Source organism: Microbacterium sp. (assembly GCF_044508325.1).
GTDB lineage: Bacteria > Actinomycetota > Actinomycetes > Actinomycetales > Microbacteriaceae > Microbacterium.
Genome location: NZ_JBIQHX010000007.1, coordinates 73,558 through 99,798, shown reverse-complemented (window position 1 = coordinate 99,798; position 26,241 = coordinate 73,558). Strand labels below are relative to the sequence as shown.

Genomic DNA, 26,241 nt, shown 5'->3' with positions numbered 1-26,241 from the left:
GCCGGTGCGTCCGGCACGTGTCAGGCTTGATGAATGACCGGTACGACCATGACCTTCGACGAGCGGTATCGCGCGATCGAATCGCGCGATGCGCGCTTCGATGGGCAGTTCGTCACCGCGGTGCGCTCGACCGGCATCTACTGCCGGCCGAGCTGCCCCGCTCGCACGCCCAAGCCGGTCAACGTCACGTTCTACCCCACCAGCGCCGCCGCGCACGAAGCCGGCTACCGGGCGTGCAAGCGGTGCCTGCCGGAGGCGGCCCCCGGCTCGCCCGAGTGGAACCTGCGCGGCGACGCCGCCGGCCGCGCGATGCGGCTCATCGCCGACGGGGTGATCGAGCGCGAGGGCGTGCCGGGACTCGCTGCGCGCCTCGGCTACTCGCCGCGGCACCTCACCCGCCTGCTCGTCGCGGAGCTCGGCGCGGGGCCGCTCGCGCTCGCCCGCGCGCATCGCGCGCACACCGCGCGGATGCTGCTGGTCGGCACCGATCTGTCGGCCGCCGACGTCGCCTTCTCGGCCGGGTTCGCCAGCGTCCGGCAGTTCAACGACACGATGCGCGAGGTGTTCGGGCTGACGCCGCTGGAGCTGCGGGCGCGGCGCCCCTCGACAGGCTCGGGGAGCGGGGCGGGCTTGGGAAGCGGTCACGGCTCGGGGCCCTCGGCGGGCCCGGGGAGCGGTCACGGCTCGGGGCCCTCGACGGGCTCGGGGAGCGGTCACGGCTCGGGCCAGGAGGCGGGGAGCATCTCGCTCGCGCTGCCGGTTCGCAGGCCCTTCGACGCCGCGGGACTGTTCGCCTGGATGACCGCCCGGGCCCTGCCCGGGATCGAGCACGCCACCGCCGACTCATACGCCCGCACCCTCGCCCTGCCCGGCGGCCCCGCCTGGTTCCGGCTGCGCCACGACGGAACCCGAGTGCGCCTGGACGCGCGCCTGGCGCACCTCGCGGATCTGCCGGTGCTCGTCGGTCGCGCCCGGCGCCTGTTCGACCTCGACGCCGACCCGATCGCGGTCGACGCCGCCCTCGCCGAGCACGCGGAGGCGGCGCCGCTCGTGGCGGCGACCCCCGGCATCCGGGTCCCCGGCGCCGCCGACCCCGCCGAGATGCTCATCCGCGCCATGATCGGCCAGCAGGTCTCCGTCGCCTCGGCACGCACCGCGCTGACCCGTCTCGCCGACGCGCTCGGCGCGCCGGTCGACGTGGGCACCGCCGCCGAGGGCGAGGGCGTCGACCGGCTCTTCCCGACGATGGCGGCGATCGCCGAGCACGGCCACGAGGTGCTGCGCGGCCCCGCCGCGCGCATCCGCGCCGTCACCGGCGCGGCGGCTGCGCTCGCCGCGGGCGACCTCGTGCTCAGCCCGGGCGACGACAACGCGGCCCAACGCGCCGCCCTGCTCGCCCTGCCGGGCATCGGCCCGTGGACCGCCGACTATGTGCGCATGCGCATCACCGGCGACCCCGACGTGATCCTGCCCGGAGATGTGGCCGTGCGCACCGGCGCGGCGGCGGCCGGCATCCCCTCCGACGCCGCCGGCCTCACCGCCTGGGCTGCGCGCACCGCGCCCTGGCGCAGCTACCTCACCGCTCACCTGTGGCGCGCCGCCGCCGCACCCGCACCCCGCCCCGGCGCAGCAGCACCCCGCCCCGCCGCCGCAGCACCCCGCCCCGCCGCCGCAGCTGCACCCCGCCCCGCCGTCCGCAATTCAGTCTCGGCGAGTGGCGTCCGCCCGCACCGGCCCGAGAACACGCGCACTCCGGCCCGGCCCAGGCCCCGCGGAGACTGAATTGCGAACGCCGAACGCCGAACGCCGAACCACGTACCCCGATCGCCGAACCGCGTCCCCATCCTCGACCCCCAGACCTCGAAGGAGATCTCGTGACCGCCACCATCCAGACCATCGACACCCCTGACGGCCCGTTCACGATCGTCGCCGACGAGCGCGGGCGCGTGCTCGCCTCGGGGTGGACCGCCGACCCGCAGGAGGCCCTCGACCGCATCCCGCGGCAGCTGCGCCCCAGCGAGGTCGTCGAGGGCGAGACCGCGGCCGCCGCGGCCGCACGCGCCTACTACGCCGGAGACGTCACCGCCATCGACGGCGTCGAGGTGGCCCAGCGGGGCACCGCGCTGCAGGAGCGCGGGTGGGCGGGCCTGCGCACCATCGAGCCCGGCAGCCCGCTCACCTACACCGAGTTCGCCGCCGCGATCGGCGAGCCGGCTGCCGTGCGGGCCGCCGCCTCGATCTGCGCGCGCAACGCGCCCGCGCTGTTCGTGCCGTGCCACCGGGTGCTCCGGTCGGACGGCACGCTCGGCGGCTTCGCCTGGGGCCTCGACGTCAAGCGGAGCCTGCTCGCGCGGGAGGCCGCCGCCTGACCCGAGCCGGTCAGTCCGCTCCGTCGCCGTCCACAGGCTGCAGCAGCGGCTTGTCGGGCGTGAAGATCGCGGCGACGATCATGGTCGCCGGCGACCGGCCGCTGTTGCGCGTGGTGTGCGCGGTGCCGGCGTCGTAGAAGACGGCGTCGCCGGTGCGCGTCGCGATCGTGTCGCCGGCGTTGAGCATCTGACTCTCGTCCTGACCGGCGCGCTCGAGCTGCGCGGTGCCGGATTCGATGCTCAACTCGATCGTGCCGGACTGCACCGAGTAGGTGGCCGCGCCCGGGTCGGTGTGCGCGCGGATGACGGCACCGGGCTCATAGGTGACGTGCAGCAGCACCAGACCCTGCCCGTCGAGCGCACGCGGCATCCCGCGCGCCAGCGTCTCGACGGTGATTCCCGGCGGGTAGGACGGGGTCGGCGCCGGCATCCGTGTCGACCCGCCGTCATCGACAGCTGCGAGCGTGCGTCTGGCGATGCCACCAGCGGGGGTGACTGATCGCAGCGGCATAGTCCGACTCCTCTCACTTGTCGTCGGCTATCCGCCGGCGAGCCGGTTGGATGGGCAGACTCTAGCAGGGCGCCTGGGAGGGCCGACACCCCCGGTGCGACGTCGATCTTGCGCAGACGCGGCTGCCCGCAATAAGCTGTTCGGCTGGTATGTCGCGCAGCGGCTGCCGGTCACCGTCCCACGATCCGAGGAGGAAGCCGTGTATCAGGCCGTCATCATCGAGCCCGACGCCGCCGTCCTCGTCGGGACGGTCCGCCCCTTCTTCGGGTGACCGCCGCAGGACCTCGCACGATCCGCCTCCGGGCATAGGATCCGCTGCCCCCACGTTCTGGATCTCCAGAGCGCTTCGCGCTCCGCGCGCCGTCGATCGCCGTCCCCGCAAGGATCATGACCACCACCGCTTCCTCCCCTCCCCAGCAGTCCACGCTGCGCGCGCTCTCACGCCTGCTTCCGTTCGCGAAGGCCGTGATGCCGCGCCTGGTCTTGGGCGCCGTCAGCGCGCTGCTTGCGAGCCTGGCCGCCCTCGGCATCCCGATCATCCTCGAGGTGGTCGTGCGCGGCCCGATCGCGACGGGTGACCCCGCCCAGATCGCCTGGGGCGCCGCCGCGATCCTCGCGCTCGGACTCATCGAGGCGCTGCTGGTGTGGGCGCGTCGCTGGTTCGTGCTCGCCCCCGGCACGCAGGTCGAGTACGACCTGCGCACCGCGTTCTACTCACGGCTGCAGCGGTTGCCCGTGGCCTTCCACGATCGCTGGCAGTCCGGACAGCTGCTCTCGCGGATGATGCAGGACATCTCGATGCTGCGGCGCTGGCTGGCGTTCGGCAGCGTGCTGCTGGTCGTCAACATCATCACGATCGTCGTCGGGCTGGTGCTGCTGTTCAGCTGGCACTGGGTGCTGGGCGCCGTCTTCCTCGTGTGCTCCGCTCCGATCTGGTACGCGGGGTCGCGGTTCGAGAAGACGTACGGCACCCTCGCCCGCCGCAGCCAGGATCAGGCCGGCGACCTGGCGACCAGCGTCGAGGAATCGGTGCACGGCATCCGGGTCCTCAAGGCCTTCGGCCGCGGCAAGTACGCGCTGCGCAAGTTCGCCCAGCAGGCCGAGACCCTGCGCGAGACCGAGCTCGACAAGGCGCGGTCGGTCGGCTGGATCTGGTTCTGGCTGGTGCTGCTGCCCGACATCGCGTTCGCGCTGAGCCTGGGCACCGGCATCGTGCTGATCATGCTCGGCCAGCTCACCATCGCGCAGCTGATCGCGTTCTTCGCGATGGCCACCGTGCTGCGCTGGCCGATGGAGTCGATCGGCTTCCTCTACTCGTTCACCCTCGACGCACGCACGGCCACCGACCGCATCTTCGAGGTGTTCGACGAGCAGAACACGATCGTCGACCCGCGGCATCCCGCCCACGTGATCGAGCCGCGCGGCAGTCTGGTCTTCGAGGGCGTGCACTTCCGCTACCCGGACGCGATGCCCACCGAGCCCGACCTCATCGACGGCATCGACCTCGTGCTGCGCCCCGGTGAGACCATGGCGCTGGTCGGGCTCACCGGCTCGGGCAAGACGACCCTGACCACGCTCCCCACCCGCCTGTACGACGTCACCGGGGGCCGGGTGCTGCTGGACGGTGTCGACATCCGCGAGCTGACGCTCACCGAGCTGCGCACGCACATCGGCATGGCCTTCGAGGACGCGACGTTGTTCTCGCAGACCGTGCGCGAGAACGTCCTGCTGGGCCGCGAGGACATCGACCCCGACAGCCCCGAAGGAGAGCGGGTCCTGCGCGAGGCGCTCGCAGTCGCCCAGGCCGGCTTCGTCGACGACCTGCCCGACGGGGTGGACACCATCATCGGCGAGGAGGGTCTGTCGCTGTCCGGCGGCCAGCGCCAGCGCCTGGCCCTGGCCCGCGCCGTCGCGGCCCGGCCGGCGGTGCTGGTGCTCGACGACCCGCTGTCGGCGCTCGACGTCGACACCGAGAAGCTCGTCGAGGACGCGCTGCGGGAGGTCATGGCCGACACCACGGCGCTCGTGGTCGCCCACCGGCCGTCGACCGTCATGCTCGCCGACCGCGTCGCGCTGCTGGAGCGCGGCCGCATCACCGCGGTCGGCACGCACTCCGAGCTGCTGCGCACGAGCGCGCACTACCGGCACGTGATCTCGAGTCTGGAAGACGAACAGGCCCGCATGCGGGAGAGGGAGGTGAACCTGTGAGCACCGGAGTCATCGGCACGAGCGGCGAGGACCGCTCCGATTACACGCGCGCCGAGAGCAGGGCGATCCGCCGCCGCTCGCTGCGGCTGCTCGGGTCGCTGCTGAAGCCGCTGTGGCGGCAGCTGGTGCTCGCGGCGGTCGTGCTCGTCGTGTCTACCGTGCTGCGGGTCATCGGGCCGATCCTGATCGCGATCGGCATCGACCGGGCCCTGCCGGCGGTGATCGAGGCGAACGACTGGATGCCGACCTTCGTCATCGTCGCGGTGTACCTGGTGGCCGCCTTCGGCGGCGCGGCCCTCATCGGCTGGTACGTCGTCGTGGGCGCGCGGCTCACCCAGGCCGTCATGCTCGAGCTGCGCATCCGCATCTTCCTGCACACCCAGCGGCTGAGCCTGGAGTTCCACGAGTCGTACACGTCGGGCCGCATCATCTCGCGGCAGACCAGCGACCTCGACACGATCCGCGAGCTGCTGGACGGCGGCCTCAACGAACTCGTCTCCGGGGTGCTCTACGGCGCGTTCACCCTCATCGCGCTGCTGCTGTGGGACTGGCGATCGGGTCTGGTGCTGGTGGCCTCCGGCATCCCGCTGTACTTCCTCATGCGCTGGTTCTACCGACGCTCGCAGGTCGTGTACCGCGAGTCGCGGGTGGTCAGCGCGAAGGTGATCGTGAAGTTCGTCGAGACGATGACCGGCGTGCGCGCGGTCAAGGCGTTCCGCAAGGAGGAGCGCAACGACGACGAGTTCGGCGACCTGTCCGGGCAGTACCGCGAGGTGAACATGCGGGCGATCCGCCTGTTCGGCGCGTTCGAGCCGGGCCTGCTCGCGATCGCCGCCGTCGCCGTCGCCGTCGTGCTGCTGTGGGGCGGCATCCGCGTCGCGGACGGGACGCTCGCGATCGGCGTGCTGCTTTCGGCGGTGCTGTACGTGCGCAACTTCTTCGCGCCGCTGCAGGAGATCGCGATGGTGCTGAACACCTACCAGTCCGCGACGGCGGCGCTGGAGAAGGTCTCGGGCGTCCTCGAGGAGGAGCCCACGGTGCCGGACCCGACGAACCCGGTCGACCTGTGGACGGCGCGCGGCGGCATCCGCTTCGAGGGCGTCGAGTTCGGCTACGGCGACGGGCGGGTCGTCCTGCCCGACTTCTCGCTCGACATCCCCGCCGGGCAGACCGTCGCGCTCGTCGGCACGACGGGCGCCGGCAAGTCGACGCTCGCCAAGCTGGTGTCGCGGTTCTACGACCCGACCCGCGGCGCGGTGACCCTCGACGGCGTCGACCTGCGGTCGCTGCACCCGAAGGACCTGCGCCGCGCCATCGTGATGGTCACGCAGGAGGCGTACCTGTTCAGCGGCACGGTCGCCGACAACATCGCGCTCGGCAAGCCCGACGCGACGATGGACGAGATCCGGGCCGCGGCCCGGGCGGTGGGGGCGGATGCCTTCATCGAGCGCCTCCCGCACGGCTACGACACCGACGTGAACAAGCGCGGCGGCCGGGTCTCGGCGGGCCAGCGGCAGCTGATCTCGTTCGCACGCGCCTTCCTGGCCGACCCCGCGGTGCTCATCCTCGACGAGGCCACGGCGTCGCTGGACATCCCGTCCGAGCGTCAGATCCAGGATGCGCTGCAGACCCTGCTCGCCGACCGCACCGCGATCATCATCGCCCACCGCCTGTCGACGGTGGCGATCGCCGACCGCGTGCTGGTGATGGAGCACGGCCGCATCATCGAGGACGACACCCCGGAGGCGCTCATCGCCGGCACCGGCAAGTTCGCCCAGCTGCACAGTGCGTGGCGGGAGTCGCTCGTCTGACGACGGCGGCCGGGCGTGGGTGCTCGGCTCGACGGCGCGGGAGAACGCAGGAGCTTCGGGCGAAGGTCGGAGGATCTGCCCCGATCCCTCCGACGATCGCTCGAAGCTCCGACGTTCAGCGGGGCCGCTGCAGGCCGGCGGCCAGCGCGCGGGCGATGGCGCGCTCGACCGCGGGCCAATCGTGCAGCACCTGGGCATAGGTGAAGCGCAGGACGGTGTATCCGCGCAGACGGAGCTCGGCGTCGAACGCGACATCCTTGGTGCGCTGCGCCGAGCTCGAGTGATGCGCGTAGCCGTCGATCTGCACGATCAGGCGCTCGCCGATCAGGAAGTCGACCGGCCGGCCGGCGATGATGGGCTGGTGCCTTATCGGCAGGCCCCAGGGCCCGAGGCGGACCCGGAAGTACGTCTCCAGCCCGGAGTCGGACAGTCCGGTCACCTCCTGCGCGAGGCGCCGAGCGACCCGCGTCGTCCAGCGCACGTGGCGCAGCGCCTCGACGGCGATCCCCTCGATCCGGATCGCGGACTCCCAGATCACCAGCGCGGATTCCAGGTCGGCGCACAGCGCGATGTGGGCGAGCGCGTCTTCGACGGACTCCTCAAGGGAGTGTGGGGATGCCGCGCCCACCGGCTTCGTCCAGTGCACGATGTCGCCCTTCCCGACGGCGCCTCGACGCGCATGGGGGCCGATGCTCAGGTGCCGCGCGGTGTCGATGCCTTCCGGCATCCACCACTTCCGCCGTCGCGCGAACGTGAGGCATGCGACCCGCCCGCCGGCCCGCGCCGCGGCCAGCAGATCCGCCGGCGCCCCCTCTGCGGCGAGCCAGTGTCGCCGCACCCGTTCGATCCCGCCGGCACGGACAGCACGGGCGATCGCCGCATCGGTGTACGTGCGGCGCGCCACATCGCGATGCACGATGCCGCCGCGCGTGGTGATCCATGACACGAGGTCCATGTCCCGATGATCGGCGCTCCGGCGGCGATCGCCGCCGCCGCACGTGGCCCGACGTGGACAGTGCACCCGACGCTCCTCCTGGGGAGGGCGAAACGTCGGAGCATGACACGAAAGTCGGTGGATCTTACGCAGATCCTCCGACGTTCCGCACATCCTCCTGCGCAGCGGAGGCGAACGGCGACGTGCGGTACGGCGGGGCGCCGTGAAAGGAGGGCGACGAGGCCTCGGTGGGGGAGGGGAATCCGAGACCCCGCCGCCCGGATCAGGACGGCTTCGAGACAGCCGAAAGTGCGATATTCCCCCAGCGGATCCTAGAGTCGGATCTCAGCGATCACTTCACCGTACTCTGTCTCACCGACCGGTGTGAAGCCCATTCGCTCGAAGAACGCCTCGGGCCCGCCCGCCCCCGCCTCGTAGATGACGTCGACGTGGGTCTCGCCTCGCCGGCGTGCTTCCTCGAGCAGTCCCTCGACCGCGAAGCGGCCGATTCCGCGCCCCTGATCGTCGGCGTCGACGTTGATCCGCCACAGCACGGAGCGGAAATGCTCCTGCGGAAAGTCGGGGTCGAAGTTCGCGCTGACGAAGCCGACGACCTCGTCGCCGTCGAGCACGACGCGCTGCCAGGACGTCGCCGGATTCACCACGGTCGCCGCGACGCCGTACGACACGGGAGCGAGGAACTGCTCCTGCCCGGGCTTCAGCGACAGATTGTTCACGGCGACGATCGTGTCGGCCGAGAGCTCGACCAGTCGAAGTTCAGCCATGAAGTCAGGCTAACGGCATTCGGTCGGCGCGCAACGTCCGCGGCCGCCTTCCGGGCACGGTTCCCCGTGCGACAGGGGGTGCGGCGCGTTTCGTCTCGCCCCTGCGGGGCTCGCTCGACGAGCGGGCGTGCGCGCGTGATTTATCTCGATGTCGAGATAAATCGCAGGCCCGTGCGGTAGGATCGCCGAGTGACCGAGTCGACCATCATCTACACCCACACCGACGAAGCGCCGGCCCTGGCCACCGCCTCATTCCTGCCGATCATCCGGTCGTTCGCCGGCAAGGCGGGCATCGAGGTCGCCACGCGCGACATCTCCCTCGCCGGCCGGATCCTGGCCGCCTTCCCGCAGCGGCTGACGCCCGAGCAGCAGGTGGGCGATGCGCTCGCCGAGCTCGGCGGCCTGGCGACCCTGCCCGAGGCGAACATCATCAAGCTGCCGAACATCTCGGCATCCATTCCGCAGCTGAAGGGCGCGATCGCCGAGCTGCAGGCGCAGGGCTACGACATCCCGGACTACCCCGACGAGCCGCAGTCCCTCGAGGAGAAGGACATCCGCGCCCGCTACGACCGCATCAAGGGCTCCGCGGTCAACCCGGTGCTGCGCGAGGGCAACAGCGATCGCCGTGCCCCGCTGTCGGTCAAGAACCATGCACGCCGGCACCCGCACCTCAACAAGCCCTTCCCAGCAGGCTCGAAGACCCGCGTCGCCACGATGAGCGAGAACGACTTCCGGCACAACGAGCGGTCGTGGATCGCCGCCCACGACGACGTGCTCACGATCCGGCACATCGCCGACGACGGCACCGAGACCGTGCTCAAGGAGGGTCTGAAGGTCCTGCCGCGCGAGATCATCGACGGCACGTTCCTGTCGGCGGCGGCGCTCGACGAGTTCCTCGCCGAGACGATCGAGACCGCCAGGGCCGAGGACATCCTCTACTCCGTGCACCTGAAGGCGACGATGATGAAGGTGAGCGACCCGATCATCTTCGGCCACGTCGTGCGCGCCTACTTCGCCGACGTCTTCGACCGGTACGGCGACCGCATCGCGGAGGCGGGGCTCACGCCGAACGACGGGCTGGGCTCGATCCTCGCCGGCCTCGCCGAGGCCCCGGGCGGCGACGAGATCATCGCCGCGTTCCAGGCCGCGCTCGACGACCCGCGCCTGTCGTACGTCAACTCCGACAAGGGCATCACGAACCTGCACGTGCCCTCCGACGTGATCGTGGATGCCTCGATGCCCGCCCTCGTGCGCAACGGCGGCCGGCTGTGGGGCGCCGACGGGTCCGAGGACGACACCCTCGCCGTCATCCCGGACTCCTCGTACGCCGGGGTCTACCAGGCCGTCCTCGACGACGTCATCGCCAACGGGCCGCTCGACCCGGCCACCATCGGCACCGTTCCCAACGTCGGCCTGATGGCCCAGGCGGCCGAGGAGTACGGCAGCCACGACAAGACCTTCGAGATCGCCGCAGCGGGGGTCGTGCAGGTCGTCGACAGCTCGGGCGAGGTCGTCATCGAGCACCAGGTCGGCGCCGGCGACATCTGGCGGGGGACGCAGACCAAGCACATCCCGGTGATGGACTGGGTGCGTCTGGCCGTCGGCCGCGCCCGGGCGACCGGGGCTCCGGCGGTCTTCTGGCTCGACCTCAACCGCGCGCACGACGCGCAGCTGATCGCGAAGGTGCACCAGGCGCTGGCGACGCTGGACACGAAGGACGTGCAGATCACGATCCTGCCGCCGGCCGAGGCGGCGCGGTACTCGCTGGCCCGCATGCGGCAGGGCCTGGACACCATCTCGGTGACCGGCAACGTGCTGCGCGACTACCTCACCGACCTGTTCCCGATCCTCGAGGTCGGCACCTCGGCGAAGATGCTCTCGATCGTTCCGCTGCTTGCCGGGGGAGGGCTGTTCGAGACCGGCGCGGGCGGATCGGCGCCCAAGCACGTGCAGCAGCTGCTGGCCGAGGACTACCTGCGCTGGGACTCGCTGGGCGAGTTCTTCGCGCTCGCCGCGTCGTTCGAGCACTACGCCGACGTCACCGGCAACGAGAGGGCGCGGGTGCTGGCCGAGACGCTGGATGCCGCGACCGGCACGTTCCTCGAGAACGACAAGTCGCCGGGGCGCAGGCTCGGCACGATCGACAACCGCGGCAGCCACTTCTACCTCGCCCTGTACTGGGCGCAGGAGCTGGCGGCGCAGACGAGGGATGCCGAGCTGGCCGCCGCGTTCGCGCCCGTCGCCGAGGCCCTCGCCGCCGACGAGGAGAAGATCGTCGCCGAGCTGCTCGCCGTGCAGGGCTCGCCCGTCGACATCGGCGGGTACTACCACCCCGACCCCGAGCGGGTCGCACAGGTCATGCGCCCGTCGGCGACGCTCAACGCGATCATCGACGCGGACTGAGCGGCCATGGGCGGGCCCTGGACTCGGGCGGTCGGGCTGGTGCTCGCCCGCACCGGGTTCGACGTCGACTCGTTCTACCTGCGGTTCCTCGAGGGCATCGAGCGGACCCTGGCCGACAGCGCGACCGAGCTGCTGCTGCAGATCGTGCCGACCGCCGCCGACGAGCTTGCGACGCTCGATCGCTGGCGCGAGACCGGGCGGGTCGACGGCGTCGTCATCGTCGACCCGCGCATCGACGACCCGCGCCTGGAGTGGGCCGCACGCGCGGATGCGCTCCCCGCGGTCGTGGTCGCCGACGCGAGCGTCGCGGGCGAGGCGGCCGCTGTCGCTGCCGACGACGCCGCGGCGATGCGCGCGGTCGTCGCGCGGCTGGCGCAGCGGGGGCATCGGCGCATCGCGCGGGTCGCGGGGTTCTCACGGATCGCGCACACGCGGGTGCGCGATGAGGCGTTCCTCGCCGCCGCGGCGGATCACGGCGTCTCGGCCGTGATCGCCCGCACCGACTTCAGCATGGGCCGCAGCGCCTCGGCCACGCGCGAACTGCTCACCGGCGACGATCCGCCGACCGCGCTCATCTACGAGGACGACCTCATGGCGGTCGCCGGGCTCGGCGCCGCCGTCGCGGCGGGCCGGCGGGTGCCCGACGACGTCTCGATCGTCGCGGGGGACGACTCGCAGCTGTGCGTGCACAGCGCGCCCGCGCTCACCGCGTTCGCGACCGACATCCCGGGTTTGGGCGCCGAGGTCGCCCGTCGCCTGCTCGAGCTCATCGACGGTGCCGCGCCGGCGGCGCATGTCGTGCCGGCGCCGCCGCTCGTGGAACGGGCGTCGCTGGGCCCCGCGCCCGCGCGCGCAGCAGCCGCCGACTGAGGGTGCTACGTGGCGCGGCCCATCCGGCCGTCCTGCGCCGTGACGTTGGCGTACGAGCGGCCCAGCACGTCGCGCAGCACCTCGAGATCGACGTCGGCGAGACGGCGGATGTACAGGCAGGCCTTGCCGGTGCGGTGCCGGCCGAGCCGGGCGAGCTCGTCGCGGTACGTCTCGACGCCGTCGGCGAGGTACACGGTGAGCTCGCGGGACCGCGGCGAGAACCCGGCGGCGGCCATGTCACCTTCACGTCCGGATTCATACCGATAGTGGTATGAATCGAAGCCGATGATGCTCGGGCCTCACATCCGCGGCTCGTGGCCGGTGATCTCGCCGAGCACGCCGATGAGGCTGCGGGCGTCGGCCTGCTGCTGCGGATCGGCGATGGCCTCGACGAACGCCTCGACCGAGGCATCCGTCTCGCGGGTCTTGTTCTCGGTCATTCAGCCGTGGATCCAGACGACGGTGCCGTAGGGCGCCCAGTCGTAGAGGAACTTCGCGTCGCTGATGCGCAGGTTGATGCAGCCATGGCTCATGACGTGCCCGAAGTTGTTGTGCCAGTACGCGCCGTGGAACGCCTGGTCGCCGTTGAAGTACATGACCCACGGCACGTTCTCGGTGTAGTAGTAGGGCGACTTGGTGAGGTCCTTGTTGCCCATGTTCTGCATCGCGAGCTTCCAGCCGATGCGGTAGGTGCCCGTGTACGTGGGCGTGGCGGGCTTGCCCGTCGAGGCGAGGAAGGACTTGACCACCTTGCCGTCCTGGCGCAGGTAGACGCGCTGCTCGCTGAGGTCGACCTCGATCGAGCGGCTGATCTTGGTCACGGTCGGCTCGGTGATGGTGACCGGAAGGACATACGCCGCGCTGCCCGATTCGAGCTGCTCGGCGAAGGCGGCGGCGATGCCCGCGGTGGCGCCGAGGGTGCGCCCGGTGCGGCCCTCGACGAGGGTGTTGAGCACCTTGCCGTCGCCGTCGGCGATGACGGTGGTCGGCTGGGCCTCGCGATCGACCTTCTCGGCCAGGGTGTCGACCACCTGCTGGATCGCGGCGACATCGGCGGTGAAGGTGATCACCCCGCGCTCGTCGGTGCCGATCGTCAGCCACGAGGCGAGTGTCTCGGCCGAGATCGGCACGGTGCGCTCGTCGCCGACGTAGAAGCCCGCCTCGGCGATCATGGCGTTGAGGATCTCGGCGGTCGCATCGGCGACGTACGTGGGGGTGCGGGCCTCGATCGGCACCAGCTCCGGCCGCAGCTCGACGACGGGAAGGCCCTCGCCGAACGCGTCCTGCAGCACGGACTCGACCGAGGCGAGGTCGATGCCCTCGCCGGGCACCGCCGGGGTCACCACGTAGCTCTTCGCGGCGGCGTCGAAGGCGACCACCGCGTCCACCGGGTCGGTGTACATCGCCGGCACGGCCGCCCGCAGCGCATCCGTGGCGGCGGCGTGGTCGAGCTGCACGGTCGCCTGGGACGGCTCGGAGAACCACGTCGACGGGTTCCACATCGGCCGCTCGGCGAACACGGCGTCGGCCAGCGCTTCGGCATCGACCTGGGCGCCGAGCTGGGCGCCGGTGACGATGGCGTCCGCCTCCGCGCCGGCGATCACGATCTGCGTCTGGGCGAGGCGGCTGCTGACCGCGTCGGCGGCGGCGCCGGGGGTGAGGCCGCCCACCGAGACGCCGGCGATGGCCGTGCCGGGGGCGATGAGGACGAGGGATGCCGCGACCAGTCCGGCGATCGTGGTCACGGCGATGCCGCCGGCCCACCAGGCGCCGCGATGCGATCGCTTCGACGGCTGCGGGGGAGCCCACTGATAGGTCGGTTCGCCGGGCGCGCCGGGCGTCGACGGCGCACTCGTCGTATCGGCCACGACATCACCCCCCGGTACGTCCTGCAAGCCCCGGCTCCTATGGTACGGGACACGGTGAACGGCGCCATCTCGGTGGGGAGGGCGAATGTAACAAGTTGGTCAAGGGCTTGCGGATTGTTTGTTCGTAAGCTCTACTAACAAATATGGAACCGCACGCAGGCACCGCCGCCGCGACCGCTCCGGGCGCCGACCGGGTGCGCCGCCGGGGTGCCAAGGTGCTGCCTGAGCACGCGCGCAGCCACAATCGCTCGCTCCTGCTGCAGACGCTGTTCCACGACGGGCCGATGAGCCGGGCCGACCTCGCCCGCATCAGCGGCCTCACCCGCGTCACGGTCTCCGACCTCATCGCCGAGCTGATCGGCGACCGCTACGTCGCCGAGCTGGGCGTGCGCGAGGCATCCGGCCCGGGAAAGCCCGCGATCCTGGTCGACATCGACCGAGCCGGCCACCAGATCATCGGCATCGACCTGTCGGGCCCCGGTGAGTTCCTCGGGGCGGTGCTCACCCTGGACGGCGAGATCGTGGAGCGCCGCCGGATCGCCCACCCCGCCGCCGGCGACGGCGAGGCCGCCGTGGAGGCGGTCGTGTCGCTCGCCCGCGAGCTGCTCGCCGCGGCGACGGCTCCGGTGCTCGGTGTCGGGGTGGGAACGCCCGGCATCGTGAACCCCGCCGGGACCGTGCTGTCCGCCCCGAACGTGGGCTGGTGGCACCTGCCGCTGCGGGGTGTCCTGGAGGAGCGGCTCGGCGTTCCGGTGCTCGTCGCCAACGACGCCAACGCCGCGGCGCTCGCGGAGTACACCTACGGTCACGGCGGAGACGACCTGATGCTCATCAAGGTCGGGCGCGGCGTCGGCTCGGGCCTGCTCACCGGCGGCAGGCTCATGCTCGGCAGCCACTTCGCCGCCGGCGAGTTCGGCCACGTCACCGTCGGCACCGACGGCGGACCGCCGTGTGCGTGCGGGAAGGACGGATGCCTCGAGGCCTGGCTCTCGGTCCCCTCGCTGGGCGAACGGCTCGCCGCCGCCGACCCCCTGGGGCGCGAGGGTGTCCTGCGCGACGCGGGCGAGCGGCTCGGGATCGCGATCGCTCCCATCGTCGGCGCCCTCGACCTTCCGGAGATCGTGCTCTCCGGCCCCTCAGAGCTTCTGGACGGACCGCTCGCCCGGGCGACCGTGGAGACCCTCCGTGCGCGCACGCTCGCCGAGTTCCATGACGGCGTGCGGGTGCGGATGACCGAGCAGGGCCAGGACATCGTCCTGCGCGGTGCAGCCGTCGTGGTCCTGTCAGGAAGACTCGGCGTTTCGTAGACGCGCCACCTCGACCCCCCCCGGATGGGCCGCGCGGCCCTTCCACATCAAGAGAACCAAGGAAGGCACTCATGAACAAGAAGCTCGGAGCCCTGGCGCTGCTCGGCGCGACGGCGGTCGTGCTCGCCGGCTGCGCCGGCAGCGGCGGCGGCACGCCCACCACCGAGGGTCCCGCGGAGATCCGCGTGTGGCTCGTCGGCACCGACACCCCGCAGGAGGCACGCGACTACCTGAAGGAGACCTTCGAGGACGAGAACCCGGGCTCGACCCTGGTCATCGAAGAGCAGCAGTGGACCGGCCTGGTCGACAAGCTGACGACGAGCCTGTCCTCGAACGACAGCCCGGACATCGTCGAGATGGGCAACACGCAGGCCCCGGCCTTCACGTCGGCCGGCGCGCTGCTGAGCCTCGACGACATCAAGGAGCAGCTGGGCGGCTCCGACCTGCTGCCCGGCTTCGTGGAGGCCGGCACCTGGGACGGCACCCTGTACGCGGCGCCCTACTACTCGGGTTCGCGCGTCGTCTTCTACAACACCGCGATGTACGAGCAGGCCGGCGTGGCCGTGCCGACGACGCTCGACGAGTACGTCGCCGGCGGCGTGACGCTCGCCGAGAAGCTGCCCGGCGTCTCGGGCGTCTACTTCCCCGGCAAGGACTGGTACAACGCCCTGCCGTTCGTATGGGAGAACGGCGGCGAGGTCGCAGTCCTCGAGGACGGCACCTGGGACGCGCAGCTGTCCAGCCCCGAGTCGGTGGCCGGTCTCATGCAGGTTCAGGAGCTCATGACCGAGGCCTCGCTGGCGCCCAAGGACGGCGACGAGACCGAGGGCTGGGTGCCGTTCCGCACCGAGAAGGCCGCCACGTACTCGGCGCCCAGCTGGGCGTACTGGTCGATCGTGGCCGATGAGGACCAGCAGCCCACTGCCGTCGCCGAGACCACCGGCTACTACGCGCTGCCGGGCAAGGACGGCGGCGCCGCGCAGGTCTTCGCCGGCGGGTCGAACATCGGCATCGCCGCGAAGTCGAAGAGCCCCGAACTGGCCAAGAAGGCGCTGGAGATCATCCTCAGCGACGAGTACCAGTCGATCCTCGCCGGCGCCGGCCTCGTGCCCGCGCTGACCTCGCTGGGCGACCAGGTCGCCGCCGCCACGCCGGAGCTGGCGGCCGTGATCGCCGAGGCGGCCGCCAACGCGAAGCTCACCCCGGCGTCGCCGAACTGGGCGGACGTGGAGGCCCAGGGCATCATGCAGGACCTCTTCGTGAAGATCGCAGGCGGCGGTGACGTGCAGCAGCTCGCCACGGCCGCGGACGAGCAGATCGAGTCGATCCTCAACGGGTGACCGTCGTGACACGGGGCGCCCTGCATGCGGGGCGCCCCGTGCCATGCCCATAGATTGAACCGAGAGGAGGCGAGCGGTGGCGACCCTTTCCGCATCCCCGTCGGTCTCGCCGTCGGCGACGCCGCCGGATTCCGCCGGTGGACCCGCCGGGCCGGATCCGCGGCGCGCGCGCCGATTCCCGTGGGCGCCGCTGGCGCTGCTGACGCCCGCGTTCATCATGATCGCCGTGTTCGTCGGCTGGCCGCTGGTCCAGCTGGTGATCATGTCCTTCCAGAAGTTCGGGCGCGAGCAGATCTTCGGCGCCCCGCCCGAGTTCATCGGTCTGGGCAACTACCTCGACGTGCTCGCCGATCCGGAGTTCTGGACGGTGCTGGTGCGCAGCATCGCCCTGTGCGTGGTCAGCGTCGTGGCGACCATGGTGCTCGGGGTGCTGATCGCCGTGCTCATGACCAGGCTCGGCGCGGTCATGCGCACCGCGCTGTCGGTGGCGCTGCTGCTGGCCTGGGCGATGCCGGCGCTGACGGCCACCATCGTGTGGGGCTGGATCTTCGACACCGAGTACGGACTGGTCAACTGGGTGCTCACCCAGCTGACCGGCCAGAGCTGGGCCGGTCACAGCTGGCTGAGCAATCCGGTGAGCTTCTACGCCGTGGCGGCGATCATCATCACCTGGGGCGCCATCCCGTTCGTCGCCTTCAGCGCCTACGCGGGCCTTACCCAGGTGCCCGGCGAGGTGCTCGAGGCGGCATCGCTGGACGGCGCCGGCGGCTTCGCGCGCTTCCGCCTCATCGTCATGCCCTACATCCGCTCGATCCTGCTGGTGCTGCTGGTGCTCCAGGTGATCTGGGACCTGCGGGTGTTCGCGCAGATCTACGCGCTGCAGTCGATCGGCGGCGTGCGGGCCGACACGAACACCATCGGGGTCTACATCTACAGCGTCTCGATGGCCTCCGGCGACCTGGGCGGCGGCGGCGCGATCTCGGTCATCCTCGTCGCGATCCTGCTGCTGATCTCGGGCTACTGGATCCGCACGATGCTCCGGCAGGAGAAGGAGTCATGAGCGCCCGCCCCCGCCACGTGGGACGCCGCGTCCTGCTCAACGCCGCCGCGGTCGTCGTGATCGTCGCGTCGCTGTTCCCGGTGTACTGGATGGTCAACACGTCGCTGCTGCCGGCATCGGCGGTGCGCAGCGAGACGCCGCACTGGTGGCCCGACGAGTTCACCCTGCGCAACTACGAGCGCGCCCTGGGTGACCAGGGCCTGATCACCGCGCTGCTGAACTCGGTCACCGTCACCGCGATCACGCTGGTCGCGGCCCTCGTCTTCGCCTTCCTCGCCGCCGTGGCGGTGTCGCGCTACCGGTTCCGCAGCCGCACCGCCTTCATCCTCGCGATCCTGATCATCCAGATGATTCCGGCCGAGGCGATGATCATCTCGGTGTTCCGGGTGCTGGACGGGTGGTACCTGCTCAACACCATCATCGGTCTGTCCTTCGTCTACATCGCCCTCGTGCTGCCCTTCACGATCTGGACCCTGCGCGGCTTCGTCGCGGGGGTGCCTGTCGACCTCGAGGAGGCGGCGATGATCGACGGCTGCAGCCGGGCGGGTGCGTTCTGGCGCATCACGTTCCCGCTGCTGGCTCCGGGACTGATCGCCACCGGCGTGTTCGCGTTCATCCAGGCCTGGAACGAGTTCGTCTTCGCGCTCGTGATCATGACGAGGCAGGAGTCGCTGACGCTGCCGATCTGGCTGCGGGCGTTCGTCCAGGTGACCAAGGCGACCGACTGGTCCGTGGTGATGGCCGCCTCCACGATCATGGCGGTGCCGGTCATCGTCTTCTTCCTCATCGTGCAGCACCGGATGACGAGCGGCATGGTCGCCGGGGCGGTCAAGGGCTGATGCGGATCGGACTGGATGTCGGCGGCACCAAGACCGATGCCGTCGCCGTGACTGCCGCCGGCGAGATCGCCGCGCGCGTGCGCCTGGCCACCGCCTGGGGACCGGAGGGCGTGGTGCGCACGATCGTCGACGCCGTCGCGGCTCTCGGGGCGGAGCCCGCCGTGGCCGGAGCGGCACCGGCGTCGATCGGAATCGGGATGCCGGGCCAGGTCGCCCCGGGCGGCACGCGCGTGCTTCACGCCGTCAACCTCGGCGTCGACGAGCTCGACCTCGCCGCAGCGCTCGGCTCCCGGCCGGGCATCGGCCGGGTGCGCATCGAGAACGATGTGAAGGCGGCCGCGCTGGGCGCATACGCGCTGCGCGGCAGGCCGGGGTCGATGGCCTATCTGAACCTCGGAACGGGTGTGGCCGCGGGCTTCGTCTTCCCCTCGACCGACTCGGGACGACGCGACGGCGAGCTGTGGCGCGGCGCCCGCGGCACCGCCGGCGAGGTGGGGCACATCTCGGTCGACCCCGGCGGGCCGCTGTGCCGGTGCGGTCAGCACGGCTGCATCGAGGCCTTCGCCGGCGGTGCGGCCGTCGCCGAGCGCTGGGGGCGACCCGGTGCGCTGCCGGTGCGCGACGTCTTCGACGCCGCCGACGCCGGAGATCCGGATGCCGCGGCCCTGCGCGCCGGACTCGCCCACGGCGTCGCCGCCGCAGTGCGCGTGCTCGTGCTCACCGCGGACGTCGACGTCGTCGTGCTCGGGGGCGGTGTGTCAGGGCTCGGCGAGCGGCTCGGCGCCGACGTCCGCCGCACGCTGCGGGCCTCGGCATCCGCCTCGGCGTTCCTGCGATCCCTGCGCCTGGACGAGCGCATCGACCTCCTGCCGCCCGCCTCGCCGGCCGCTGCGCTGGGTGCGGCGCTGATCGGCGCTAGCCTCGAGGCGGAGGAGGTGCTGCCGCGTGGCTGAAGTGGTCATCGTGGCCGACCCGGCTGCCGCCGGGGCGCTCGTGGCCGACGAGATCGCCCGCCTGATCCGGAATGACCCCGAGACCGTGCTGGGGTTCGCGACCGGGTCGACGCCGCTGCCGGTCTACCAGGCGCTCGTCCCGCGGCTGGCGGGTGTGGATGTGTCGCGGGTGCGCGGGTTCGCCCTGGACGAGTACGTCGGCATCGACCCGGAGCATCCGGAGGCCTATCGGAGCGTGATCCGTCGCGAGGTGGTCGATCCGCTGGGGCTGGACCCCGAGCGGGTGCGGGTGCCCGACGGGTCGCTGGAGGGCATCGAGCGCGCCGGCGACGAGTACGAGGCGGCGATCCGCGCCGCCGGCGGCGTCGACCTGCAGCTGCTGGGCATCGGGACCACCGGGCACATCGGCTTCAACGAGCCCGGGTCGTCGTTCGCGTCGCTGACCCGCGTGAAGACCCTGACCGAGCAGACCCGCGCTGACAACGCGCGCTTCTTCGACTCGCCCGACGAGGTGCCCGCCCATTGCATCACGCAGGGTCTGGGAACGATCCTGCGCGCGCGTCACCTCGTGCTGCTCGCCTTCGGGGAGCGCAAGGCCGATGCCGTGGCCGGTGCCCTGGAGGGCCCGGTGACCGCGGCGCTGCCCGCCTCGGCGATCCAGCTCCACCCGCACGTGACGGTCGTCATCGACGAGGCCGCGGCCTCCCGCCTGCGGTTCGCCGACTACTACCGGTACACGTGGGACCACAAGCCCGACTGGCAGGGACTGTAGCCGCTCACGAGGTGAAGACCTTGCCCGGGTTGAGGATGCCGAGCGGATCGAACACGGCCTTGATGTCGCGCTGCAGCCGCCACTGGTCGTCGCCCAGCTCCTCGGCCAGCCACCGGCGCTTGAGCACCCCGATGCCGTGCTCGCCGGTGAGGGTGCCGCCCAGCCGCAGCGCCGACCGGAACAGGTCGTCGGCGGCGGCCCAGATGCGGTCGGGCACGCTCTCGCCCTCGAAGATGAAGTTCGGGTGCAGGTTGCCGTCGCCGGCGTGCGCGACCGCGGGGATGACCACGCCGTGCTCGCGCTCGACGCGGGCGATCTCGTCGAACATCGCGGGCAGCCGACTGCGCGGCACCGACACGTCTTCGATGAGGGTCGTGCCGAGAGTCTCCATCGCGGGGTGCATCGCGCGGCGCACCGCCAGGAGGCGCTCGCCCTCCGCCGCGTCGTGCGACACGACCACCGTGCCGCCGGCATCCCGCAGGATCGCGGCGATCGCCTCCGCCTCGATGCGGGCCGCGGGGCCGTCGGTCTGCACCGTCAGCTGCGACGTCCCGGCGGCGGGGGGCTCCAGCGCGAGGAGCGCATGCACGGCGGCGAGCGATGCGGCATCCATCAGCTCCATGATCGCGGGCTGGATGCCGGCCGCCGTCACCGCCGCCGAGCCGACCGCCGCCGCGCGCACCGTGCGGAAGGTCGCCGCGATGGTGCAGACCTCGCCGGGCACGAGGCGCCGCAGCTTCAGGGTCGCGCCGACCACGATGCCGAGCGTGCCCTCGGAGCCGATGAACAGCGCGGTCAGGTCGAGGCCCGTGACGCCCTTGACGCTGCGGTGGCCGAGGTGCAGCAGGCGCCCGTCGGCGAGGACGACGTCGAGGCCGAGCACGGCGTCGCGCACGACTCCGTACTTCGCGCACAGCAGGCCCCCGGCGCCGGTGGCGATGTTGCCGCCCACCGTCGAGATGGCGCGACTGGCCGGATCCGGCGCCCACCACAGGCCCTGCGGGGCGAGCGCCTCGTTGAGGGCGGCGTTGAGGATCCCCGGCTCGACGACGGCGATCAGATCGTCCGGTCGGACCTCGAGGATGCGGTCCATTCCGCGCAGCGACAGCGCGATCTCGCCCGGACCGGCGTTGGCACCGCCGGCGAGTCCCGTCCGGGCGCCCTGCGCGACCACCGGTGTGCGGGTCTCGGTCGCGATGCGCATCACGGTCTGGACGTCGGCCACGGAGGCGGCGTGCACGACGGCGCGGGCCGCCCCATCCGACGCGTGACCGGACTTGTCGGCGCGGGCGGACTCGAGGCTCGCGGGCGCGGTGTCGACGCGGTCGCCCAGCGCCGCGCGCAGGGCGGCGACGACCGCGTCGCTCACGACAGGCGCCTGCGCCCCACGAGGACGCCGGAGCCGACGGCGAACAGGGCGAAGACGAGTCCGATCCAGACCTGCCCCATGGTCCACCAGGCGACGGTCGCCGCCGCGAACACGATCAGCTCGACGGCGGCCCGCACGAACGGATGGACCCGGATCACCGCCCGCGGCGACACGAACAGCGCCCACACGAGGATCGCCACGGCGGGAGCGGCGACGCCCGCGAGGATGTTCCAGGCGAACGGCCACGAGGTGAAGCCCCACCAGGCGAAGGTGAAGAACGCGAACAGCTCGACGAGGAACCGCACGGTGTACAGCACCAGGGTGACCGGGCCGGGGCGCTCCGGCAGCGGCTGCGGCGCGGGCGGCGGCGTCGGCTCGACGGGCGAGGACTCGGGCATGCCCTCAGTCTACGGCGCGCGTTTCACGCGATGAGGGCCGCCAGCCGGGTGGAGACGGTCTCGCCGACGGCTCCGCCGGCGACGTAGCGCAGGCTGAGAGCCGCGCCGCTGTGCACCTCGCCGTTGGACGCCGCGAACGTGAGCGCGGCCGTGCCATCGGCGCCCGCCTGCGCCGTGGCGCGCACCTCGCCGCGCACCAGCGCCTGCACCGTGGCACCCGGCGCCGCCCGCAGCGCGAGGGCGATCGTCCACCGGCCGTTTGCGAACTGCCCGCTCGACGTCGCGATCTCGGGGGCGCCCGCGGGCAGGCCCACCTCGGGTTCGGGTTCAGGCTGCGGTTCGGGCTGCGGCTCCGGCGCGGGCGGCGCGGCGGGGGCGTCCGTGGCCGCGTCGGAATCGGTGGGCGCCTCGACGAGGGGAGCGCGCGGTTCGGGCTCGGGATCCGGAGCGGTGACGGGCGGTTCGCTCGGATCCACCGGTTCGTCCTCGGGCGGGATCGTCGGCTCGCCCTCCACGACGACGTCTCCGGCGGCGGGAAGCTGCCCGGTCGGGCTGACCGCGCTGCTGTGCGCGGGCGGGGGGCCGGCGAGCATGCCCGGAAGCACCAGCGCCGCGGCGACCGCCCCCGCCACCACGACGGCGGCGGCGGCGATGCCCAGGCCCGCGCCCACGCCCGAGAGCGCGCCGCCGGCGCCTGACGCGGCCGCACCGGCGGCCGCTCCGCCTCCGGCAGAGCCTCCGCCGGCCGCGCCGGCCGCGGTCGAGCCGGCCGCGCCCGCCACGACCGCCCCCTCGACCAACGGCGACGGCAGGGCGGCCATCGCCGCGATCGGGGCACCGGCTCCCTGCAGCGACGCGAGATACGACGCGGCGCCGGCGACGCCGACCGTGAGCGGCAGCAGGACCAGCGCGAGCCGGCTGGAGACCTCGCGCGCCTCGGCGGCGACGATCGTGCAGCGCGCGCACTCGGACAGGTGGCCTTCGAGCCGGGCGCCGTCACGGGCGCCGAGGTTGCCCCGGGAGTACGCGCCCAGCCTCTCGATGGTCCACCGGCACGGCGACCCGTCCTCGACCGAGCGCAGATGGGCCTGGATCCATGCCTCCCGCAGTCCCTCACGCGCGCGGAATGCGAGCTGGGCGACCGCGGTGGCCTTCATCCCGAGCAGCGGCGCGACCGCTGCGGGCCTCATGCCTTCGATCTCGGTGTACCAGAGCACCTCCTGCCAGCGGGTGGGCAGACTCCGGAAGGCCTGCACGGTGAGGCTGCGGTCCAGCGCCTCCTCGGTGGCCTGTGCCGTGGACTCGGGGTCCTCGAGCGCCTCGAGCACGTCGATGGTCGTCTCCTTGCGGGCCCGGCCCCAGGCGGCAGCCGTGTTGCGGATGCTGGTGAACAGGTAGGCGCGGAAGGCGCCCGTCGGACCGCCGCCGCTGAGGATGGCCTGGTAGATGCGCGAGTACGCCTCCTGCACGAGATCGTCGGGGTCGAGGCTGGAGGTGATCGACCGGGCGACGGTCATCCCGGAGCGGTAGTGCCGTCGCCACAGCTCGCCGAACGCGTCGCGGTCTCCCGATCGCGTGCGCAGCACGAGGTCGGCGTCCGACAGCTCGCCGACCGACCCCGATCGGCCGCCGTCGTCCTCCGCGTGCGTCATGTTCTCCCCGTGCCCGTCCGCCGGCTCGCGCGCCCGAGCGGCGCTTCGATGATGAGACGCAGAACCCGGGCGGTGGTGACGCGGCTCCGGTCCATTTTCACCCGGATCAGACCGTTCTGCCAGCCAGAGCCCAGGTTCGCAACCCGGCCGAAGCGTCGCGGACGATCCGCTGCGAGAAAAGATCTCGCGACCCGCGTAATAGAACCGCTGCGCCCGCGTCTCATCAGACAAGGAGCTTCTGCCCGTGCAGGGGGGTATCGGGCAGGCGCCGGTGGCGGGGGGATGGATCGCCGCCGGCCGGCGGGGCTCGGAGGGACTTCCGGGGGGAGGGACTCCGAGCCCCCGCCCTCGACAGACGCAGAGGCCGCGGGGACAGCACAGCGGGCGCGGGGCGACCGGTTCGGGGGGACCGGTCGCCTCCTTCTGTGCGGGCCGCCTCTTCCGCTCCTCCGGGCGACGCGCAACGATAGCCCTACGTGAACATCGTCGTCGCGGGAGGGCCCGGATGGAGTCAGCACAGGAGACGATCACGGCGGCGCTCATCGGCGCGGCGGGATCGGGGAAGACGTCCCTCGCCGAGGCGCTGCTGTTCCGCGCCGGCGCGATCCCCCGCAAGGGCACGGTCGAACAGGGCACGACCGTGTGCGACCACGAGCCGGAGGCGATCGCCCGCGGTCAGTCGCTGGGGCTCTCGCTCGCATATCTGGAGTGGACGCCGACCGACGGCATCCCCTGCGGCCTGACCCTCGCCGATACCCCCGGCCATCCCGACTTCGCCGGCGCGCTCGACGCCGCGCTCGCGATCGCCGACGTCGCGCTGGTCGCCGTGAGCGCGGTGGACGGCGTGACCGCCGGCACGCGGGCGGCGTGGGCGGCCGCCCGTGACCTGCCCCGGATCGTCGTGGTCACCCAGGAGGATCGCGCGCGGGCGGACTTCCGCACGGTGCTGACCCGGCTGCGCGAGACCTTCGGTCCCCACCTGTGGCCGCTCGAGCTGCCGTTGGGCGAGGAGCACGACTTCCGCGGCGTGGCGGATGTGCTCAGCGAGCACGCGTTCGTCTACGACGCGGACGGCCGGCATCACGACGAGCCGATGCCGTCCGAGCTGGAGCCGGAAGAGCACCGCCTGCACGTCGAGGTCACCGAGGACGTCGTCTCGCACGACGACGAGCAGCTGGAGGCCTACCTCGAGGGCCGGGAGCCCAGCGCCGCCGAGCTGGAGCGCACGCTCGCACGCGAGGTCGCCGCGGGCGAGGCGGTCCCCGTGATCGTGTGCTCGGCACTGACCGACACGGGCATCGACCGCGTGCTCGACCTGGTCTGCGAGCTGGCGCCGCACGCCGGCACCCGCGATGCGCGCATCCTGGTCGGGGAGGGGGCGGATGCCTCCGAAGTCGCCGTGTCGCCCAACCCGGGCGGGGACGCCCTCGTGCACGTGTTCCGGACGGTCGCCGACCCGTTCGTCGGGCAGGTGTCGATGCTCAAGGTGCTGTCGGGCACGCTGCGGCAGGGCGACCGCCTGCGCAACGCGACGACCGGGACGGACGAACGCATCTCGGGGCTGTTCCGGCTGCGGGGCGCGGAGCACCTGCCGGTCGGGGCGCTGCGGCCGGGCGAGGTCGGCGGCGTCGCGAAGCTCGCGGGAACTCCGTCGGGATCGCTGCTGTGGACGCGCGCGCAGGGCACAGCCCGGCCGCTGGATCCGCCGGAGCGCCCGGCGGTCTATGCGGTCAGCGTCACGCCGGTCTCGCAGTCCGACGATGCGAAGCTGTCGACGGCGCTGGCCCGCGCCGTCGCCGAGGACCCGACTCTCGTGGTCGACCGTCGCGCAGGCCACACGGTCCTGCGCGGCCTGGGCGACGCCCACATCGGGGTCGCCGTGGACCGGTTGGCGCGCCTGTTCGGCGTACACGTCGACACCGCCGACGCGCCCGTTCCCTACCGCGAGACGATCGCCGGGGCCGCAGACGTCGAGGGGAAGGTCAAGAAGCAGTCCGGCGGCCACGGGCAGTTCGCCGTCGTGCAGCTGCGGGTCTCGCCCCTTCCGCTGGGCAGCGGGTTCGAGTTCGTCGACAAGGTCGTCGGCGGTGCGGTTCCGCGCTCGTACATCCCGGCCGTCGAGAAGGGCGCGCAGGACGCGATGAGCGCCGGCGGTCCCCAGGGCCATCCCGTCGTCGACCTGCGCGTGGAGCTGTACGACGGGAAGGCCCACTCGGTCGACTCGTCCGAGATGGCCTTCCGAACCGCCGCCGCGCACGCCGTGAAGGCGGCGCTCGTCCAGGCCGGCACGGTGGTGCTCGAGCCCGTGTCGACGGTGACCGTCGTCGTGCCTCCCGATCTGCAGGGTCCCGTGCTCACCGACCTGTCGGGGCGTCATGGGCAGGTCACCGCGACCGAGACCGCTGAGGACGGACGCACCCGCGTGATCGCCCGGGTGCCGGAGGCGGAGCTGGGCCGCTACGTGCTCGATCTGCGGTCGCTCACCGGAGGTCAGGCCGAGCTGAAGATCGAGCCCGACACCTACCAGCGCATGACCCGCTCCGCCCCGGCCGGCTCGCCCGGTCGCTGAGCGCCTCGCGCAGCGCCGTTCCCGGTCGTCGAGCGAGGCCGCGCGCAGCGCGCTTTCCGGTCGTTGAGCGAGGCCGCGCGCAGCGCGCCCGAGTCGAAACGCGGCTTCGGTCGTGCGGGGTCCGGCGCGTTTCGTCTCGCTGCGCTCGCTCAACGACCGGTGGGTGGGGGTCGTGCGGGGTCCGGCGCGTTTCGTCTCGCTGCGCTCGCTCAACGACCGGTGG

At 72.3% G+C, this 26,241-nt stretch carries 23 protein-coding genes; 14 read left to right on the top strand and 9 right to left on the bottom strand.

The genetic code is table 11. From position 1 onward, the window contains the following. Positions 1-33 precede the first annotated feature (33 nt). On the top strand, positions 34-1,782 hold the full coding sequence (locus tag ACIWQI_RS07965; protein ID WP_396656612.1) for an AlkA N-terminal domain-containing protein: 1,749 nt from the start codon (positions 34-36) through the stop codon (positions 1,780-1,782). A gap of 92 nt (positions 1,783-1,874) precedes the next feature. Further along, on the top strand, positions 1,875-2,369 hold the full coding sequence (locus ACIWQI_RS07960; protein ID WP_396656611.1) for a methylated-DNA--[protein]-cysteine S-methyltransferase: 495 nt from the start codon (positions 1,875-1,877) through the stop codon (positions 2,367-2,369). Between the two features lie 10 nt (positions 2,370-2,379). Here ACIWQI_RS07960 and ACIWQI_RS07955 read toward each other — a convergent pair whose 3' ends face one another. Beyond that, the gene (locus ACIWQI_RS07955; protein WP_396656610.1) at positions 2,380-2,880 is read right to left on the bottom strand and encodes a cupin domain-containing protein; all 501 of its coding nucleotides are present in this window, start codon (positions 2,878-2,880) and stop codon (positions 2,380-2,382) included. A 94-nt stretch (positions 2,881-2,974) separates the two neighbouring features. Here ACIWQI_RS07955 and ACIWQI_RS07950 point away from each other — a divergent pair, with 94 nt between their 5' ends. The 3 genes from ACIWQI_RS07950 to ACIWQI_RS07940 all read left to right on the top strand — a co-directional run bounded on the left by ACIWQI_RS07950 (position 2,975) and on the right by ACIWQI_RS07940 (position 6,899). Then, entirely contained in the window at positions 2,975-3,151 is a 177-nt protein-coding gene (locus ACIWQI_RS07950) for a hypothetical protein (RefSeq protein ID WP_396656609.1), read from the top strand. A gap of 116 nt (positions 3,152-3,267) precedes the next feature. After that, positions 3,268-5,088, top strand: a complete 1,821-nt coding sequence (locus ACIWQI_RS07945) for an ABC transporter ATP-binding protein (protein WP_396656608.1) — start codon at positions 3,268-3,270, stop codon at positions 5,086-5,088. Beyond that, a complete protein-coding gene (locus tag ACIWQI_RS07940; RefSeq protein WP_396656607.1) occupies positions 5,085-6,899 on the top strand; it encodes an ABC transporter ATP-binding protein in 1,815 nt (604 codons plus the stop codon). Before ACIWQI_RS07945 ends, ACIWQI_RS07940 begins: the two co-directional genes overlap by 4 nt. A gap of 115 nt (positions 6,900-7,014) precedes the next feature. Here ACIWQI_RS07940 and ACIWQI_RS07935 read toward each other — a convergent pair whose 3' ends face one another. Together ACIWQI_RS07935 and ACIWQI_RS07930 are read right to left on the bottom strand one after the other, a co-directional pair. Further along, positions 7,015-7,854 carry an endonuclease domain-containing protein gene (locus ACIWQI_RS07935; protein WP_396656606.1) on the bottom strand — a complete coding sequence of 280 codons (840 nt, stop codon included), beginning with the start codon at positions 7,852-7,854 and terminating at the stop codon, positions 7,015-7,017. A gap of 311 nt (positions 7,855-8,165) precedes the next feature. After that, a complete protein-coding gene (locus ACIWQI_RS07930) occupies positions 8,166-8,618 on the bottom strand; it encodes a GNAT family N-acetyltransferase (protein ID WP_396656605.1) in 453 nt (150 codons plus the stop codon). A 189-nt stretch (positions 8,619-8,807) separates the two neighbouring features. On the opposite strand from ACIWQI_RS07930, the gene ACIWQI_RS07925 reads away from it, so the two are divergent. Together ACIWQI_RS07925 and ACIWQI_RS07920 are read left to right on the top strand one after the other, a co-directional pair. Next, positions 8,808-11,021, top strand: coding sequence for an NADP-dependent isocitrate dehydrogenase (locus tag ACIWQI_RS07925; protein ID WP_396656604.1), 2,214 nt, complete (start codon positions 8,808-8,810; stop codon positions 11,019-11,021). Between the two features lie 6 nt (positions 11,022-11,027). Next, on the top strand, positions 11,028-11,891 hold the full coding sequence (locus tag ACIWQI_RS07920) for a substrate-binding domain-containing protein (protein WP_396656603.1): 864 nt from the start codon (positions 11,028-11,030) through the stop codon (positions 11,889-11,891). 5 nt (positions 11,892-11,896) lie between these two features. Here ACIWQI_RS07920 and ACIWQI_RS07915 read toward each other — a convergent pair whose 3' ends face one another. From ACIWQI_RS07915 to ACIWQI_RS07905, 3 genes are read right to left on the bottom strand one after another with little or no spacing between them, the layout of a single operon-like run. Beyond that, the gene (locus ACIWQI_RS07915) at positions 11,897-12,178 is read right to left on the bottom strand and encodes a DUF1801 domain-containing protein (RefSeq protein ID WP_396656660.1); all 282 of its coding nucleotides are present in this window, start codon (positions 12,176-12,178) and stop codon (positions 11,897-11,899) included. Positions 12,179-12,190: 12 nt separating this feature from the next. Next, positions 12,191-12,331 carry a hypothetical protein gene (locus tag ACIWQI_RS07910; RefSeq protein WP_396656602.1) on the bottom strand — a complete coding sequence of 47 codons (141 nt, stop codon included), beginning with the start codon at positions 12,329-12,331 and terminating at the stop codon, positions 12,191-12,193. Beyond that, a complete protein-coding gene (locus ACIWQI_RS07905) occupies positions 12,332-13,786 on the bottom strand; it encodes a L,D-transpeptidase (protein ID WP_396656601.1) in 1,455 nt (484 codons plus the stop codon). A gap of 116 nt (positions 13,787-13,902) precedes the next feature. On the opposite strand from ACIWQI_RS07905, the gene ACIWQI_RS07900 reads away from it, so the two are divergent. The 6 genes from ACIWQI_RS07900 (at position 13,903) to ACIWQI_RS07875 (ending at position 20,030) form a co-directional block, all read left to right on the top strand. Then, on the top strand, positions 13,903-15,066 hold the full coding sequence (locus ACIWQI_RS07900) for an ROK family protein (protein ID WP_396656600.1): 1,164 nt from the start codon (positions 13,903-13,905) through the stop codon (positions 15,064-15,066). 71 nt (positions 15,067-15,137) lie between these two features. Beyond that, positions 15,138-16,406 carry an extracellular solute-binding protein gene (locus ACIWQI_RS07895; protein ID WP_396656599.1) on the top strand — a complete coding sequence of 423 codons (1,269 nt, stop codon included), beginning with the start codon at positions 15,138-15,140 and terminating at the stop codon, positions 16,404-16,406. Between the two features lie 76 nt (positions 16,407-16,482). Beyond that, the gene (locus tag ACIWQI_RS07890) at positions 16,483-17,466 is read left to right on the top strand and encodes a carbohydrate ABC transporter permease (RefSeq protein ID WP_396656598.1); all 984 of its coding nucleotides are present in this window, start codon (positions 16,483-16,485) and stop codon (positions 17,464-17,466) included. Continuing rightward, positions 17,463-18,305 carry a carbohydrate ABC transporter permease gene (locus ACIWQI_RS07885; protein ID WP_396656597.1) on the top strand — a complete coding sequence of 281 codons (843 nt, stop codon included), beginning with the start codon at positions 17,463-17,465 and terminating at the stop codon, positions 18,303-18,305. Before ACIWQI_RS07890 ends, ACIWQI_RS07885 begins: the two co-directional genes overlap by 4 nt. After that, positions 18,305-19,258, top strand: a complete 954-nt coding sequence (locus ACIWQI_RS07880) for an ROK family protein (protein WP_396656596.1) — start codon at positions 18,305-18,307, stop codon at positions 19,256-19,258. The genes ACIWQI_RS07885 and ACIWQI_RS07880 overlap by 1 nt, the downstream gene beginning before the upstream one ends. Further along, positions 19,251-20,030: a glucosamine-6-phosphate deaminase gene (locus tag ACIWQI_RS07875; RefSeq protein WP_396656595.1), complete on the top strand. Its 780-nt coding sequence runs from the start codon at positions 19,251-19,253 to the stop codon at positions 20,028-20,030. Before ACIWQI_RS07880 ends, ACIWQI_RS07875 begins: the two co-directional genes overlap by 8 nt. A gap of 4 nt (positions 20,031-20,034) precedes the next feature. Here the strand turns inward: ACIWQI_RS07875 and ACIWQI_RS07870 are convergent, their stop codons facing one another. The 3 genes from ACIWQI_RS07870 to ACIWQI_RS07860 are packed head-to-tail and all read right to left on the bottom strand — an operon-like array spanning position 20,035 to position 23,449. After that, a complete protein-coding gene (locus tag ACIWQI_RS07870) occupies positions 20,035-21,399 on the bottom strand; it encodes an FAD-binding oxidoreductase (protein WP_396656594.1) in 1,365 nt (454 codons plus the stop codon). Next, on the bottom strand, positions 21,396-21,797 hold the full coding sequence (locus tag ACIWQI_RS07865) for a YrdB family protein (protein ID WP_396656593.1): 402 nt from the start codon (positions 21,795-21,797) through the stop codon (positions 21,396-21,398). The genes ACIWQI_RS07870 and ACIWQI_RS07865 overlap by 4 nt, the downstream gene beginning before the upstream one ends. Before the next feature lie 23 nt (positions 21,798-21,820). Beyond that, positions 21,821-23,449: a sigma-70 family RNA polymerase sigma factor gene (locus ACIWQI_RS07860; protein ID WP_396656592.1), complete on the bottom strand. Its 1,629-nt coding sequence runs from the start codon at positions 23,447-23,449 to the stop codon at positions 21,821-21,823. Positions 23,450-23,954: 505 nt separating this feature from the next. Here ACIWQI_RS07860 and ACIWQI_RS07855 point away from each other — a divergent pair. Continuing rightward, entirely contained in the window at positions 23,955-26,018 is a 2,064-nt protein-coding gene (locus ACIWQI_RS07855) for an elongation factor G (RefSeq protein WP_396656591.1), read from the top strand. Positions 26,019-26,241 lie beyond the last annotated feature (223 nt).